Source organism: Gilliamella sp. LMG 34359, assembly GCF_984569085.1.
Map to the genome: position 1 here is coordinate 665,794 of NZ_OZ474906.1, position 16,556 is coordinate 682,349.

16 protein-coding genes are annotated in these 16,556 nt (G+C 36.0%); 7 read left to right on the plus strand and 9 right to left on the minus strand.

The features are described from left to right. The first annotated feature begins 129 nt into the window (after positions 1–129). Positions 130–960, plus strand: a complete 831-nt coding sequence (ubiA, locus tag AC5LXV_RS03160; RefSeq protein WP_493467359.1) for a 4-hydroxybenzoate octaprenyltransferase — start codon at positions 130–132, stop codon at positions 958–960. Between the two features lie 931 nt (positions 961–1,891). Here the strand turns inward: ubiA and AC5LXV_RS03165 are convergent. After that, a complete protein-coding gene (locus AC5LXV_RS03165; RefSeq protein WP_493467360.1) occupies positions 1,892–2,785 on the minus strand; it encodes an SIS domain-containing protein in 894 nt (297 codons plus the stop codon). Positions 2,786–2,956: 171 nt separating this feature from the next. Here AC5LXV_RS03165 and rpiB point away from each other — a divergent pair, with 171 nt between their 5' ends. From rpiB to AC5LXV_RS03180, 3 genes are all read left to right on the plus strand, one after another. Next, complete coding sequence (gene rpiB, locus AC5LXV_RS03170; RefSeq protein ID WP_110434614.1) at positions 2,957–3,409, plus strand: ribose 5-phosphate isomerase B; 453 nt, start codon at positions 2,957–2,959, stop codon at positions 3,407–3,409. Further along, complete coding sequence (gene rpe / locus AC5LXV_RS03175; RefSeq protein WP_493445754.1) at positions 3,402–4,055, plus strand: ribulose-phosphate 3-epimerase; 654 nt, start codon at positions 3,402–3,404, stop codon at positions 4,053–4,055. Before rpiB ends, rpe begins: the two co-directional genes overlap by 8 nt. A 243-nt stretch (positions 4,056–4,298) precedes the next feature. Next, entirely contained in the window at positions 4,299–5,888 is a 1,590-nt protein-coding gene (locus tag AC5LXV_RS03180) for a PTS transporter subunit EIIC (protein WP_493461505.1), read from the plus strand. Between the two features lie 167 nt (positions 5,889–6,055). Here the strand turns inward: AC5LXV_RS03180 and folP are convergent, their stop codons facing one another. The 3 genes from folP to rlmE form a co-directional block, all read right to left on the minus strand. Further along, complete coding sequence (folP, locus tag AC5LXV_RS03185; RefSeq protein ID WP_493467361.1) at positions 6,056–6,892, minus strand: dihydropteroate synthase; 837 nt, start codon at positions 6,890–6,892, stop codon at positions 6,056–6,058. Between the two features lie 150 nt (positions 6,893–7,042). Next, positions 7,043–8,923, minus strand: coding sequence for an ATP-dependent zinc metalloprotease FtsH (gene ftsH, locus AC5LXV_RS03190; RefSeq protein WP_110434610.1), 1,881 nt, complete (start codon positions 8,921–8,923; stop codon positions 7,043–7,045). Between the two features lie 75 nt (positions 8,924–8,998). Beyond that, positions 8,999–9,625, minus strand: coding sequence for a 23S rRNA (uridine(2552)-2'-O)-methyltransferase RlmE (gene rlmE, locus AC5LXV_RS03195; protein WP_110424375.1), 627 nt, complete (start codon positions 9,623–9,625; stop codon positions 8,999–9,001). Between the two features lie 98 nt (positions 9,626–9,723). Here rlmE and yhbY point away from each other — a divergent pair, with 98 nt between their 5' ends. After that, positions 9,724–10,017: a ribosome assembly RNA-binding protein YhbY gene (yhbY, locus tag AC5LXV_RS03200; RefSeq protein WP_110424374.1), complete on the plus strand. Its 294-nt coding sequence runs from the start codon at positions 9,724–9,726 to the stop codon at positions 10,015–10,017. Between the two features lie 36 nt (positions 10,018–10,053). Here yhbY and greA read toward each other — a convergent pair whose 3' ends face one another. After that, positions 10,054–10,530 carry a transcription elongation factor GreA gene (gene greA, locus AC5LXV_RS03205; protein WP_110424373.1) on the minus strand — a complete coding sequence of 159 codons (477 nt, stop codon included), beginning with the start codon at positions 10,528–10,530 and terminating at the stop codon, positions 10,054–10,056. A 974-nt stretch (positions 10,531–11,504) separates the two neighbouring features. Here greA and hslR point away from each other — a divergent pair. Together hslR and hslO are read left to right on the plus strand one after the other, a co-directional pair. Beyond that, positions 11,505–11,897 (plus strand): ribosome-associated heat shock protein Hsp15, encoded by a 393-nt coding sequence (hslR, locus tag AC5LXV_RS03210; RefSeq protein ID WP_110434609.1) that lies wholly within the window; start codon positions 11,505–11,507, stop codon positions 11,895–11,897. Further along, complete coding sequence (gene hslO / locus AC5LXV_RS03215; protein ID WP_493467362.1) at positions 11,875–12,762, plus strand: Hsp33 family molecular chaperone HslO; 888 nt, start codon at positions 11,875–11,877, stop codon at positions 12,760–12,762. Before hslR ends, hslO begins: the two co-directional genes overlap by 23 nt. Before the next feature lie 210 nt (positions 12,763–12,972). Here hslO and tsaA read toward each other — a convergent pair whose 3' ends face one another. The 4 genes from tsaA to metN all read right to left on the minus strand — a co-directional run bounded on the left by tsaA (position 12,973) and on the right by metN (position 16,469). Next, positions 12,973–13,686, minus strand: a complete 714-nt coding sequence (tsaA, locus tag AC5LXV_RS03220; protein WP_110434607.1) for a tRNA (N6-threonylcarbamoyladenosine(37)-N6)-methyltransferase TrmO — start codon at positions 13,684–13,686, stop codon at positions 12,973–12,975. A gap of 82 nt (positions 13,687–13,768) precedes the next feature. Beyond that, a complete protein-coding gene (gene metQ / locus AC5LXV_RS03225) occupies positions 13,769–14,668 on the minus strand; it encodes a methionine ABC transporter substrate-binding lipoprotein MetQ (RefSeq protein ID WP_493467363.1) in 900 nt (299 codons plus the stop codon). Between the two features lie 15 nt (positions 14,669–14,683). Beyond that, positions 14,684–15,325 carry a methionine ABC transporter permease gene (locus AC5LXV_RS03230; RefSeq protein WP_110424390.1) on the minus strand — a complete coding sequence of 214 codons (642 nt, stop codon included), beginning with the start codon at positions 15,323–15,325 and terminating at the stop codon, positions 14,684–14,686. A 112-nt stretch (positions 15,326–15,437) separates the two neighbouring features. Further along, a complete protein-coding gene (gene metN, locus AC5LXV_RS03235) occupies positions 15,438–16,469 on the minus strand; it encodes a methionine ABC transporter ATP-binding protein MetN (protein WP_493467364.1) in 1,032 nt (343 codons plus the stop codon). Positions 16,470–16,556 lie beyond the last annotated feature (87 nt).

The window sequence follows — 16,556 nt, forward strand, 5'->3', positions numbered from 1 at the left end:
TTTATTGCAGAGCAAATTGATCGTTCGTTTATTTGATAATGCAATATGCTCAGTGAACGCTGCGGATTGCAGCTTTTAGGGGAACAGGTATAATCCGTCTATTATGATTCAGGATAATGACTACCTATTATGTTAGCTTATTTACAGTTGATGCGCTTAGACAAGCCAATTGGTTGCTTATTACTACTTTGGCCAACATTGTGGGCGATTTGGCTTGCTACCGCGACTCCATCGGTTCATGTCGTTAGCGTATTTGTACTTGGCGTGATTGTTATGCGCTCTGCGGGATGTGTGATCAATGATTATGCTGACCGGCATTTTGATGGAAAAGTCGAACGCACTAAAAATCGTCCTCTCGCTCGTGGCGCGTTGAGCGAAAAAAATGCTTTATACACCTTATTTGTGTTACTAGTAATTGCACTGGGTTTATTGCTTACTTTAGATAAATTAACATGGTTAATTGCTGGATTTGCCTTAATTACCGCAATGGTCTACCCATTTATGAAACGTTATACCCATTTACCACAAGTGACCTTAGGTATCGCCTTCAGTTGGGGAATACCGATGGCGTATGCCGCCACGATCGCACAATTTCCTTTAACTTGTTGGTTACTCTGTTTGGCTAATATTTGTTGGACAATCGCTTACGACACCGAATATGCTATGGTTGATCGCAATGATGATTTGAAAATTGGTATAAAATCTACAGCCATCCTATTTGGTCGTTATGACAAGTTTATTATTGTGGTATTGCAAACGTTAACTTTAATTTGTTTAGCATTTATCGGCATAAACAACCATTTTCATCAATTTTATTATATTGGTTTAATCATCGCTTTATTGCTGTTTATTTATCAACAATGGTTAATCAAAGACAGAGATAGAACCAATTGTTTTAAAGCCTTTATGAATAATAACTATATCGGCCTGTTTATATTTATCGCGATCTTTATTGAATAAAAATTTTACTATCTTTATTAAAAACACCAATTAAGCCGTACTGACTGGCTTTAGTGTTTTTAATTGCAGAACATTTATTATCAAAAAGCGCAACAATATAGCCTCGCAATATTTTTACAGAAAAGTATTCTGGCTTTCTAAAGAGATAAAATCTGACAGGCAACTATCTATTTTAGTTATTAGAAATAATAGGATTCACGTTGGCGTGCGCCAACTTATCTTGCTGGCTAGCGTTTAATTATTTTTAAATAATAGTCGATGATTAGCAATTGTGACGATATAAACTTGGCAATATTTTTTACAGAAAAGTATGCTGGCTTTCTTAAGAGATAAAATCTGACAGGCAACTATCTATTTTAGTTATTAGAAATAGTCGGATTGGCGTTGCTGTGCGCCAACTTATCTTGCTGGCTAGCGTTTAATTATTTTTAAATAATAGTCGATGATTAGCAATTGTGACGATATAGACTTGGCAATATTTTTTACAGAAAAGTATGCTGGCTTTCTAAAGTGATAAAATCTGACAGGCGACTATCTATTTTAATTATTAGAAATAGTCGGATTGGCGTTGCTGTGCGCCAACTTATCTTGCTGGCTAGCGTTTAATTATTTATGAAAAATAGTCGATGATTAGCAATTGTGACGATATAGACTTGGCAATATTTTTTACAGAAAAGTATGCTGGCTTTCTAAAGTGATAAAATCTGACAGGCGACTATCTATTTTAATTATTAGAAATAGTCGGATTGGCGTTGCTGTGCGCCAACTTATCTTGCTGGCTAGCGTTTAATTATTTATGAAAAATAGTCGATGATTAGCAATTGCGACGGTGTAAATTCCTCAATATTTTTATGCTGGCTAATCACAACTAAAAAGATTGAGGAAAGAGGAGATTAATAAGATTTTCATATTTAATTATTTAAAAATTATCTCATTCGTCAGATTGTGTTTTTTTATGTAATGGTTTAACGACATCAATACTCCGCTCCAAATGGACTTTGGATTTTTCATGATCCAAAACCACAATTGCGATAAATAGTGTATCTAACAAAGTGAGTTGGATAATTCGAGCGGCAGCATTTTGACCGAGTAACGGTCCATTTTTGGCTGGGCTAAAGATAGATAAGTCAGAAATTTCAGCCAATTCTGATTGGTGATTATTGGTAATACAAATAATCTTCGCCTGATTCTTTTTGGCAACCAATATTGCATTACATATTTCTGCGGTGTTTCCTGATTGAGAGATAGCAATAACCACATCGTTTTCTTTTAATTGGCTCGCTACCATCACCATCAAATGATTATCACTATATGTATGGCTGTGAATTCCTATTCTCAATAATTTATGCTCAAAATCTTCACCAACAATTGCTGAACCACCTACACCAAGAATAACGATCCGATTAGCATGGAAAATCCATTGTGCAGCTTTGGAAATAATTTTAGCATCAACAATAGATTGAGCTTCTTTTAATGCTTGCACAGAGTTATTAAACACTTTCTCAATAATATCTTCGACATTATCTTTTTCTGACAGTTCTTGCTCTTTATCAAAAGGCAAGGCATCAAAGTAGGAAAGCAATGCACTTCGAATTTCTCTAAAACCTGAATAGCCTAACTTTTTGGAAACTTTTACCAGCAATGGTTCTGAAACAGATAATGCTTCGGCCACCTCTTTAATACTGGTTCTTGGCTTTAAATTACCCTTAGTCATCATCCATTCAATAATTCGTTGTTCGGTATTACTCAAACTTGAAAGTGAAATACGAATCATTGCTCCAATTGCTAACGCATTAGAACTTTCAGGATCATTTAGCTGTTTCACATTTTTACTCCGTAACATTTTTGAAGGGTAATTTTAACCCAATTTCAATTTAAGCACATGGTAAAAAGCAAATTTTTTATTTTTGGTGAACTTTACAAAAAAATAAATTAACGTTAATATCATAAAAAGTGAAGTAAATCGCCTTATTTTTAGTCAACGGAGAGGAAATATATGAAAATTGCGATTGGTTATGATCATGTAGGATATATTTTGAAGAAAGATATCATTGAATATTTGGAAAATAAAAATATTACCGTGATTGATCTTGGTGCACCATCAACAGAAAGAACCGATTATCCGATTTATGCTAACCGGGTGGCCAAAGCCATTAATTCCAAGGAGGCTGATTTAGGCATCTTAATATGTGGAACCGGTATTGGTATTTCGATTGCGGCCAATAAATGCCAAGGAATAAGAGCCGTTGTTTGTAGTGACCCCTATTCGGCAAAATTATCTCGTGAACATAATAATACCAATATTCTTGCTTTTGGTTCTCGTGTGGTAGGTAGTGAATTAGCTAAAATGATTGTTGATCAGTGGTTAATGGCAAAATTCGAAGGTGGACGTCATCAAACTAGAATAGATCAAATCGATGCTATACAAAAAGGAGAGTTTCATGAGTAAATTTTGTCCTTCGCTTATGTGCGTTGACTTTTCTAAGTTGGAGGCCGAACTAAACTCATTAGAGGAGGCTGGCGTCGATATGTTTCACATTGATGTGATGGATGGTAATTTTGTGCCTAATTTCGCATTAGGTATAGAAGATATTAAAGCGGTAAGCAAATTAAGCAAAATCCCTTACGATGTGCATTTGATGGTAACCAATCCAACGCCATACATTGAAAAATTTGCCCAACTTGGCTGTGATATTATTTATGTGCATGTGGAAACATTAGTGCATGTACATCGCACATTAAATCAAATTAAATCAACAGGTAAAAAGGTTGGTGTTGCCATTAATCCCGGTACGCCATTAGTAGTATTAGAAGATGTTTTAGATCTTATTGATGTTGTTTTGATAATGTCAGTTAATCCAGGGTTTGCTGGACAACCTTTTATCGCTAATTCTATTGATAGAATTAAGCGCTTAAATTCTATGATTAAAGATAGAAATCTAAATACGACTATCGCTATTGATGGCGCGATAAGCCCTAATATCATCGAACAATTATCCCCTTACGTTGAATATTTCATACTTGGAACTGCTGGATTGTTTAATAAAGATAAACCTTATAAGCAGACCATCAATGAGTTACGAAACCTATCCTAGTTTATAAGGCCTTTATTGCGATAATGTGATAAAGGTCTTAATTCACAAAATATTTCAAACAAGATAATTTATAATTCATTTTTCACCATATAACCCGGTAATAGAGCGCTAAAAATTAATTTTTTATTAAAATTATGTGAACTAGATCTCTTTAATTTAAGTCACTTTACATATAAAATTAATTTTGTGAATTATTTAAGCTGTTCACGTTGTCTTTTAATAAAAAAAATAGGATTAACTACAATGAAAAGTACTTTTTTTAGTGTATTGCAACGGGTTGGACGATCTTTTATGTTACCCATTGCTCTCCTTCCTGTGGCTGGATTAATGTTGGGCATAGGAGCTTCATTTACTAATGAAACAACTATTGTCTCTTATGGGTTACAGGACTTTTTAGGTGAAGGAACCCTGCTTCATGCATTTTTAACCATAATGAAAAATGCTGGTAGTGTTGTATTTTCTAATCTTCCTATTTTGTTCGCTATTGGCGTTGCGATGGGAATGGCCAAACAAGAAAAAGAAGTTGCTGCAATATCTGGTGCTGTTGGCTTCTTTATTATGCATTCAACTATTCATGCACTATTAGAGTTAAAAGGACTATTAAAAGAAGGTGCACTGCCGGACGGATCTTTAGGTGATGCGGTTGGCATTCAGACGTTGCAAATGGGCGTTTTTGGTGGGGTTATAGTCGGGTTAGGCGTAGCTGCTTTACACAACCGTTATTATCGAATTGAATTACCAGCTATATTATCGTTCTTTGGTGGCTCTCGTTTTGTGCCTATTATTACCGCGTTCGTCTATTTATTTGTCGGTATTGTCATGTTTTATATTTGGCCATCAATCCAACATGGAATTTTATTATTAGGCCGCTTAGTTAATGAATCAGGTTATGCCGGTACCTTTATTTATGGATTTATTGAACGTGCTTTAATTCCATTTGGTTTGCATCATGTATTTTATATGCCATTCTGGCAAACCGGGGTTGGTGGTACAGCAATGATTGATGGCACTCTTGTTGCTGGTGCGCAAAATATTTTCTTTGCTCAACTCGCTAGTCCAAATACTACCGAATTTTCAGTTGAAGCAACTCGCTTTATGGCTGGTAAGTTTCCATTTTATTTATTTGGTATTCCGGGTGCAGCATTAGCTATTTACCATACCGCTAAACCACAAAATCGTAAAATGGTGTTAGGCCTTCTTGTTTCAGCAACCTTAACCGCTATTTTGACAGGGATCACTGAACCTATTGAGTTTTCTTTCCTCTTTGCCGGTCCTTTACTTTATGTTATTCATTGTATTTATGCTGGTTTATCTTTCATGTTGTGTCACATTTTTGATGTTGGCGTGGGACAAACCTTCTCTGGTAGTTTAATTGATTTCGTATTATTTGGTGTTTTACAAGGAAATAGTAAAACGCATTGGATTAATGTTATTCTCATTGGTCTTCCATTATTCCCAATCTATTACTTCACCTTTAGATTCTTGATCAAAAAATTCAATTTTAAAACTCCTGGACGAGAAGATGATAGTGAAGAAACCAAATTATATACTAGAAAAGATGTTGAAAATGCCAAGAAAAATAAAAATAACAGCGATCTCTCAAGTGTTATCTTAGAAGGATTAGGCGGTAAAGAAAACATTACTTATGTTGATTGTTGCGCAACAAGATTAAGAATTTCGGTACATGATAATCAATTGGTGGATAAAGAAATCTTAAAATCAACCGGAGCAAAAGGCGTAATTATTAATGGACAAGGTGTTCAAGTGATTTATGGTCCTCATGTAACTGTAATTAAATCACACTTAGAGGAGTATATTGCAACATTAGAATAATAAAACTATTTTTAAACATAGTTCCTTTTTTAAACATAGTTCCTTTTTTAAACATAGTTTCTTCTGAGTAGTTGAATCAATCTAAATATTTAGCCGTTTTTAGATAATCTTTAACGGCTAACTTATTGATTTAATGATAGTAAAAATGACGTTAATCCCGCCAAAAATTAACCTTGCTCAGCTAATGTTGCTTGGACTATTCGCATGGCATCAAATGTTTCTTTGACATCATGAACACGGATAATTTGTGCACCTTTCATTGCAGCAATAACTGCACAAGAGACGCTACCAAGGACACGCTCTTTTGGTGGTACATTTAGCACTTGTCCGACCATTGATTTTCTTGACATGCCAACTAAAATAGGTAGCTTAAAGTGATGAAATCTTTCTAGGGTTGCTAATAGACGATAGTTGTGGGCTAAAGTTTTACCAAAGCCAAAACCTGGGTCAAGGATGATTTTTTCCCGAGCAATACCAGCAGTTACACATCGGTTGATATGTTCTGCAAAAAATGAATCGACTTCTTGATAGATATCTTGCTGATAATGGGGCGCATTTTGCATGGTTTTTGGATCACCTTGCATATGCATGATACATACCGGTAACTCCGTTTTTTGCGCTGCTTGAAGTGCACCCGGTAAAGTTAATGCACGGATATCATTAATCAAATGTGCTCCGGCTTTGGCTGATTCAGTGATAACTTCCGGTTTTGACGTATCAACTGAAATCCAGACATCAAAGTAGCGAGCAATTTTTTCGACTAACGGAATTACTCGGTCAAGCTCTTCGCTAGTTGATACTTCTGCAGCGCCGGGGCGAGTTGATTCCCCACCTACATCAATAAAGGTTGCCCCGGCTTGAATCATATGATCAACCCGGCGCATTGCATCATCAAGATTGTTGTAATTACCGCCGTCTGAAAAAGAATCTGGGGTCATATTAACAATTCCCATTACTTGCGGAAATGAGAGATCCATTACGTGATTTTGAAAACGAATTTCCATGATTTTAGGCCTTATTTTATCTATATTGTTCTTGCTAAGTACGCTATTGAGATGATGACGTATTGCCGTTGCTGTTTGATCTTCTTTTGTAAATTAATTGATTTTTGATGATAAAAAACGCGCCGTAGCGCGTTTAAGATTTAGTCATCATTAATCTTCTGCTTGAGGTGGTATCTCAGTTCCCTCATTTGGAATCTCTTTGGCTGCTTGTTCATCACTTTCTGTCCAATCATCTGGTGCGCTAATTGGTCTACGAGCAATTAAATCAGCAACTTGTTTGGCGCCGATGGTTTCGTATTTCATTAATGCATCTTTCATGGCATGAAGTACGTCCATATTGTCAGTTAAGATTTTGCGTGCACGTTCAAAGTTACGATCGATAATTTTTTTCACTTCTTCATCAATGATTCGGGCAGTTTCATCAGAAATATCTTTCGGTCGACCATAAGAGGCATTATCATCCATCTCATAAAATAGTGGACCTAAGCGATCTGAAAACCCCCATTGCGTGACCATCGCTCTGGCATATTGGGTGGCAACTTTGATATCGTTGGATGCACCAGTCGATATTTTATCAACACCATAAATAAGCTCTTCGGCAAGACGTCCACCATATAGTGTGGCAATATCCCCTTCTAATTTTTCACGGCTTTCACTAACACGATCACCCTCAGGTAAGAAGAAGGTAACCCCTAATGCTCGGCCACGTGGGATGATAGTGACTTTATGGATTGGATCGTGATCTGGCATCAAATAACCAACAATTGCATGCCCAGCTTCATGATAAGCAGTTGAAATAAGTTGTTCTTGAGTCATGGTTAGCGAACGTCGCTCTGTACCCATGTTGATCTTATCTTTGGCTTCTTCAAATTCGTCCATTGTGACAACACGCTTATTACGACGTGCGGCAAATAGTGCGGCTTCATTCACTAAGTTTGCCAGCTCAGCACCAGAATAGCCCGGTGTACCACGAGCAAGAACGGATAGGTTGACATCAGTACCAAGTGGCACTTTGCGCACATGAACAGCTAAAATTTGTTCACGGCCTTTCATATCAGGTAAGCCAATTTGAACTTGGCGGTCAAAACGACCAGGGCGAAGTAGGGCTGGATCTAAAATATCCACACGGTTGGTTGCGGCAATAATGATAATACCACTATTAGCTTCAAAACCATCCATTTCCACTAACATTTGGTTAAGGGTCTGTTCTCGTTCGTCATGACCACCCATTGAGCCTGCCCCACGTTTACGGCCAACGGCATCAATCTCATCAATAAAGATGATACATGGTGAATGTTTACGAGCTTGTTCGAATAGGTCACGGACACGAGAGGCACCTACACCAACAAACATTTCAACAAAGTCAGAACCTGAAATGCTAAAGAAAGGTACATTGGCTTCACCGGCAATAGCTTTAGCTAGTAATGTTTTACCAGTACCTGGAGGCCCTACCATTAAAATTCCTTTTGGAATACGACCACCTAATTTTTGGTATTTGCCTGGATCACGTAAAAAATCGACAACTTCGGTAACTTCTTGTTTCGCTTCTTCACTGCCGGCTACATCGGTAAATTTAGTCTTAACTTGGTCTGGAGTTAGCATTTTGGCTTTACTTTTGCCCACCGACATTGGACCACCTTTACCACCACCTTGCATTTGGCGCATGACAAAGAACCAAAAACCAAGTAGTAAGATAATCGGGAACCAAGAAATTAGAATGCTAACTAATAAGCTTGGTTTTTCATCTGGGCTACCATATACAGCTATATCATTAAGCACCAAATTATCAACTAGCTTTTCATCTAGATAAGGTATGTAAGTAACATAATTACCATTACCTTTCGTTGTGGCAACAATTTCGCGGCCGTTAATATGCACTTCTTTAAGCTTACCGCTCGTTACATCCGAATTAAATTTGGTATAATCGACTTGAGGTCCGCTATTGGATAGCGTGCTGAATTGGTTAAATACAGCAATCAATACAACCGCGATAACACCCCAGATCAGTAAATTCTTTACCATGTCGTTCAAAAGAAAAACCTCTCATAAAATTAATAGTTACGACTAAAATTAACCAAGTATGGTACTACAAAATTGTCCGGCTGGCTACTTCATCCCCATTGCGACTATATATACTTCTCGAGACCTTGCTCGTGAAGCTTCAGGCTTGCGAATTTTGACCGTTTTAAACAGTGATCTTACTGTTTTTAGATACTCTTCAAAGCCTTCGCCTTGAAATACTTTGACGATAAAACTCCCATTAGGTGCAAGAACGTCTTTACACATATCCAATGCAAGTTCAACTAAATACATTGCTCTTGGTATGTCAACGGCAGGTTGCCCACTCATATTGGGAGCCATGTCAGACATGACGACTTGTACTTTTTCTTCGCCAACGCGTTCAAGTAAGGCATTTAATACGGCTTCATCCCGAAAATCACCTTGCAAGAAATCTACGCCAACAATGGGATCCATTGGTAATAGGTCACAAGCAATAATTCGTCCTTTATTGCCAATGAGTGATGCAACATATTGTGACCATCCGCCCGGTGCTGCCCCGAGATCGACCACAGTAATCCCCGGTTTGAATAGTTTGTCACTTTTTTGTATTTCTTCTAATTTAAACCATGCTCGAGAACGTAGGCCTTTTTTCTGTGCTTGTTGCACAAAACGATCTTTAAAATGTTCATTTAGCCAACGAGTAGAGCTTGCTGAGCGTTTTTTGTTACTCACAGCGAATAAATCCTTAATGTATTGAGGTCACTTCAATTGATTACAATTATATATAAGGGTAGAATAGCAAAATTACAACTTAATGTGATAAAAAATTAATGAATTTATCAAATAAACAAAAACAGTATTTAAAAAGTGAAGCTCATCATTTAAAACCGATAGTGATGATTGGGGCTAATGGATTTACCGAAGGCGTTTTAGCTGAAATTGAAAATGCCTTAAATTTCCATGAATTAATTAAAGTTAAAATATCTGCTGAAGATCGGGAGACCAAAAAGCTAATTTGTGAAGCTATCATTCGTGAAACAAAAGCGTTAGCCGTTCAACAAGTCGGATCTATTTTTACCATATTTAGACCGAGTGACGAGAAAAAAATCACTTTACCAAAATAAAACAGGGCAATTGCCCTGTTTTAGTCATGAGTTATATTAGATATATTCAACTTTAACAATATCAAATTCAACATCACCGCCTGGCGTTTTAATTTGCACGGTATCACCATCTTCCTTACCAATAAGTCCACGAGCGATAGGTGAATTAACCGAAATTAAATTTTGCTTATAATCCGCTTCATCATCACCAACAATGCGATAAGTTGTTTCTTCATCGGTATCGATATTGATTACGGTTACGGTTGCGCCAAAGATAATGCGTCCGGTATTTTTGACTTTGGTAATATCAATAATTTGTGCTTGAGATAATTTGCCTTCAATTTCTTGAATACGACCTTCACAAAAACCTTGTTGTTCTCTGGCTGCGTGGTATTCGGCGTTTTCTTTTAAATCGCCGTGAGCTCTAGCTTCAGCAATGGCGGCAGTAATTTGAGGTCTTTTGACATTTTTAAGTTCTTCAAGTTCTGCACGTAATAATTCGGCTCCCTTCACCGTCATTGGGATCTGTTTCATCTCGATTTTTTCCTATTTATATAGTCAATAAAAAAGAATAACACATGTTCACTCTAGTCAACGAATGAGGAATAATTTAGAGAGTTTGTTATTCTGATGTCACAATTAGTTTTGATTATATATTAACGTTAAAATTGGCTTAACAACAAATTATTTATATCAAAATGAAGAGTGCTTTTATTCAAAATCAGAGGGTAATAACAATTCACACCCATCATCTATCACTATATCGCTTATTTATGAAGCGACTAACATCGTTGTTTAATCTTGTCCATTTCGATTTTTTGGTTGTTAACTGCTATCAGCTATTTTGCTTTACAAATCAGTTAGGCTATCAAAATAGTAAGTCGCAATTATCAAAACTAAGTTGTATTTTATTTCAATTGGCAAAATAAATCATCCGTTGGTTAATTTGATATGTTATGAATTGATAATTGATGGCTAATCACGGATAAACAAGTCGTGATTAATGCAGCTCAATTGATTATTGGCTTTGATAGTTAAATTTATGCTAGCTTCATCAAGTTAATCAAATTACTATTTTGGATGATTAACTTGATGGCAGTCAATTCTCCACTCTGTTTTTGGTCTATGGATAGCATTTTTATCACTCACTAATTAAATTTCATTTAATGACAGACCGAATAGCCCATGACTAGTAGAAAAGCGTGACACCATTAAACCATTTGGGTTATCAAGCAGACAATAATCGCCAATTGCTGCCATTTTATGCCAAAGATGGTTTAATTGAATCTTGAAAAATAACTTGATGCGTTAATCAATGCAAAATTAATCTAATTTTTTTCCAATTGGTAAATTGTCATACTGATTTACATGTTAAAATTGTACCATTTAGGTTATTAAGAACTTTGTTGACTAATGACGATGATTAATCTATTCATTCATTACATTGATTTTAATAAATCTATCCTTATATCAGTTATAAAATGTATTAAGTTTTAAATGAGGAAACAATGTATCTAGTAAGATTAGATAAATGGTTATGGGCTGCAAGGTTTTATAAAACGCGTTCTATTGCTCGTGATATGATTGATGGAGGGAAAGTCCATTATAATGGTCAGCGAGCAAAGCCAAGCAAGATTGTTGAAGTTGGCGCAATGATAACACTGCGACAAGGCAATGAACAAAAGACAATTCGCGTTTTAGCCATTAGTGATCAGCGTCGAACGGCAAGAGAGGCGGAATACCTTTATCAAGAGACTCTAGAAAGTATCACCAAGCGTGAAAATATTGCTCAGGCACGAAAACTTAATGCACTAACCATGCCGCATCCGGATCGACGTCCTGATAAAAAAGAGCGGCGTACACTAATTAAATTTAAATATGATAGACAACAAGGCAATTAATATGGATACCTTAAATCGGTTTTTATTTGATAATCATCCCGTTCGCGGAGAAATTACCCGACTTGAAAAAACATACCAATCTATTTTAGAAAACCATAATTATCCTATTGCGGTTCAGAACTTATTAGGTGAATTATTAGTCGCAACTAGTTTATTAACCGCGACGTTGAAATTTGATGGTGATATTGCTGTACAGTTACAAGGCGATGGTCCATTGACGTTAGCGGTTGTCAATGGTAATAACCAACAAGAATTACGTGGAGTCGCGCGTGTAAATGGTGAAATTGCCGATGATGCCACACTTAAACAGATGGTTGGCAACGGTTATATTGTTATTACCATAACACCTAAAAAAGGCGAGCGTTATCAAGGTATTGTTGGTCTTGAAAAAGACACTTTAATTGGTTGTATAGAAAATTACTTTATGCAATCTGAACAACTGCCTACCCGTTTATTTGTCAAAACAGGGGTTCATAATAACAAACCTATGGCAGCAGGTATTTTATTACAAGTATTACCGGCAAATGAGAATATTCAAGCCTCATTTGAGCACTTAAGTGCTTTAACCGAAACTATCACCGGCGATGAGTTATTTCAACTCCCTACGGATGAAATTTTGTATCGTCTTTATAATCAAGAAGAAGTTCGTCTGTTTGAAACGCATCAAATTATCTTTAAATGTGGCTGTTCACGACAACGTTGTGAAGATAGTTTAATGACGTTACCGGCCAGCGAAATTGATGAGATCTTAAATGAAGAGGGTGGCAAGATCGATATTCATTGTGATTATTGTGGCAAACATTATCTGTTTGATGCGATAGATATTGCACAATTGCGAAATAAGAGACATCTTAATTATCATTGAGCTAAATAAAAATGCCACTAAAACTATTAAAACTTTAGTGGCTAAGTGAAATATAGGGAATTAAACCCACATCCAATTTAACAGAATCATAATTTTTTACCAACTAAAATTATCGGTTTCGCGTAGCTATTTTGTAAATTTTCTTTACAAATAAAAAATCTAATGAAAAAACAGATTATTGTCAAATTTTATTATTTAAATAAATAAATTTTAGCGACTAACAATTTGTATCTCTTCAATGCTAGCTAAGCAACCGGCTACCTTCCATTTAATATTAAAATCATATAATGAGATAGCATAGGTTTGTTCATGGCTATTTTTTTGTTTATAGGCTGGCCTAGGATCTTGAGATATGACTTGTTCAATAAGTTCGGTTAGTTGTGGATAGTCTTGTTGTTGGGATTGCAAAAATAAGCTAGCTTCGGTTGAGAATGAAACCTTAAGCTTCTGTTCAGGAATCATTTGCGCGTAGCCCGCTTTTGCATCAGGAAGGCTGTCACAGTAAGGTAAGTAGGGTTTTATATCAATTATTGGGGTGCCATCTACCAGATCTAATCCGCTTACGGTCAAAATCACCTGATTTTTTTTAATAACGATATCAAGCAATTCGACAACTGAAAGACCAATATTATTAGGTCTAAATGGGGATCTTGTCGCAAATACGCCTAAACTTTTATTTCCACCTAAACGTGGCGGACGTACCGTTAATCGCTTTTTGCTGGGGTCAATATGATGGAAATGAAACAGAAGCCATAAGTGAGAAAACTGTTCTAACCCTTTGACACTAAGTGGATCGTTATAGGGTGCAAGTAAATGCAATTCACCTTGGGCAGCCTTGACCAAATTGGCTTGTCGTGGCACAGCAAATTTTTCTCGGTAAGGTGAGCGGATGACAGCAATTGGTTCAAATTGATATGTCATTATTGATTCATTAGTTAATTATTTTAAGGGTTTCCGTCGACCAGTGTCGACGGAATGGGGTAAATTTTAGTTTGTTAGTATTGTATTACCAACCACGAATGGCGCCACCATTAAAAATTTGGTCAGCTTTTTGTGCTACGGCATCAGTTTGGTAAGCTTTAACAAAGTTTTTCACGTTTTCATTATCTTTATCAGCTTCACGCGATACGATGATGTTAACATATGGAGACTCTTTATCTTCAACAAAAATACCGTCTTTACTTGGTGTTAAATTTGCTTGTCCAGCAAATGCATTATTAATAATGGCAAGATCGATCTGTGCATCATCAAGTGAACGAGGAAGCATTGGTGCTTCAAGTTCTACAATTTTATACTCATATGGGTTACTAGTAATATCAAGTACAGTTGGTAATAAGCCTTTCTCTTTATCAACAGTAATTAAACCTTCATGTTGTAATAAAAGTAATGCTCGACCTAAATTGGTAGGATCATTAGGGATAGCAATTGTTGATTTAGCAGGAATAAAGAATGTTTCGCCACGAGGTGAAGTCACTTTTACCCCTTCGCCTGTTTCACTGCTCTCATCAATTGGTTTTAACTTGTGTGAATAACTGGCAATTGGATAAACAAATGAGTTACCAACAACAGATAATTTATAGCCTCTTTCTTTGATTTGTTCATCTAGATAAGGTTTATGTTGAAAAGCGTTGACATCAATTAATCCATCATTTAATGCTTGGTTTGGCGTAACATAATCATTAAAAATGACAAGTTCAACATCAAGATTATAGAGATCTTTAGCTTGTTGTTTAACAACCTCTGCCACTTCTTGTTCTGGACCTGAAATTACACCAACTTTAAGCGTAGTTACTTTCGCGGGCTCTTCAGGTTTATTCTCAGCTACAGTCGTTTTGTTATTATCACAACCAGTTAGGAAAAATGCACTTGCCAATGTAGTGATCAGTGCCAATTTTTTTATAGACATAAATTTTCTCCAAAATTAATGATGGGTAACGCGTTTAACAATATTATTGCCAATAAATTGTATTATAAAGACAATCATAATTAAGATAATCAAAACGGTATTCATTATAGCAGGTTTATAACCGTTATAACCATATTGAATAGCAAGTTGACCTAATCCTCCAGCTCCGACAGCTCCGGCCATAGCAATATAGCCTGTTAATGTAATGAGTGTAATGGTCATACTATTTACAATCACCGGTAATGCTTCAGGCAATAAAACTTTATAGACTATTTGTAATGGTGTCGCGCCCATAGAACGAGAGGCTTCAATTAATCCTTTGGGTACATCAAGTAAAGCATTTTCAATCATTCGAGCAATCAATGGCGAAACACCTATACTTAGTGGAACAATAGCCGCTTGTTTACCTATAAATGTTCCCATTAAAATTGTTGTAAAAGGAATAATCCATACAATTAATATAATAAAAGGTATAGAACGGAAAACATTGGTTATAAATGAAATAAGACTATTTGCTATATAAGAATCTAATATTTGCCCTTTTCGGGTAGTATAAAGCAATATACCGATGGGTAGTCCGATTACAGTACCCCAAAAACCAGATAAGATGACCATATAAATAGTTTCATCCGTCGCTTGAGCCATTTTAAATAGCATTGCTTCGTTAAATCCATTAAATGAAGAACAAAAAGCAACAAAATCTGCCCAGAAGCCATGTTGAGCTAAATAGCGAAATAGTGATTCAAATGGTTTAAATGAAGGAATAAAATCAAACATAGCCTAAAACCTCAACCTTGGTATTGTTATTTTCTAAAAACGTAATTGCAGCTGCTGTACTTTTCTGTGTTCCTTTCATTTCTGTTAACATTAAACCAAACTTAACACCACCGGCATAATCCATCTGAGCACTAATAATATTACTATCAACTTGGAATTCTTTTGCTATTTGCGACAATAAAGGTAAATCAACCGATACGCCGGAAAATTCCAAACGAACCAATGGATTGAGGCCTTCTTTATGTTCGGGTGTAAGTCTTACCAAATAGTCATCAGGAATAGTAAGGTGTAAGGTTGATTGAATAAATTGTCTTGCAATATCGGTTTTTGCATGTGAAAACATTTCACCGACTGAAGATTGCTCAACTAATTCGCCGTTACTAATTACTGCCACTTGGTCACATATCTGTTTAACCACATCCATTTCATGCGTGATTAATAAAATGGTTAACCCCAATTTTTGATTGATATCTTTTAATAATGCCAAAATAGAGCGTGTTGTTTCCGGATCAAGTGCGCTAGTGGCTTCATCACATAATAATACTTTCGGATCACTGGCTAACGCTCTGGCAATGGCAACACGCTGTTTTTGTCCGCCAGATAAATTAGCTGGGTAGACATCAGCCTTATCACTTAAACCAACCAGCTCAATAAGCGCTTTTACCTTTTGTTTAATTACCGCTTTAGGGGTTTTATTTAATTCAAGTGGAAAAGCGATGTTATCAAATACCGTTCTTGACGATAATAAATTAAAATGCTGAAAGATCATGCTGATCTTGCGACGCACTTCAATCAATTTTCGATTAGAGAGATGAGTGATCTCTTGGTTATCAAAAAATATTTTTCCACTGGTTGGATTTTCTAACAGGTTTACACAGCGTATTAATGTACTTTTACCAGCCCCTGACTTGCCGATAACACCATAAATTTTACCTTTAGGAACATATAATGAGATGTCCTTTAAAGCATGAATCGTGGTGTTATTGTGCTCAAAAGTTTTTGAGATGTGTTCGAGTTTTATCATGATATAAACTAAAAAATATGAATAGTTAAATATTAAGACGTCTAGACATCTAAGTCAATCAATAATATCCTATATAAAGTAAGATAG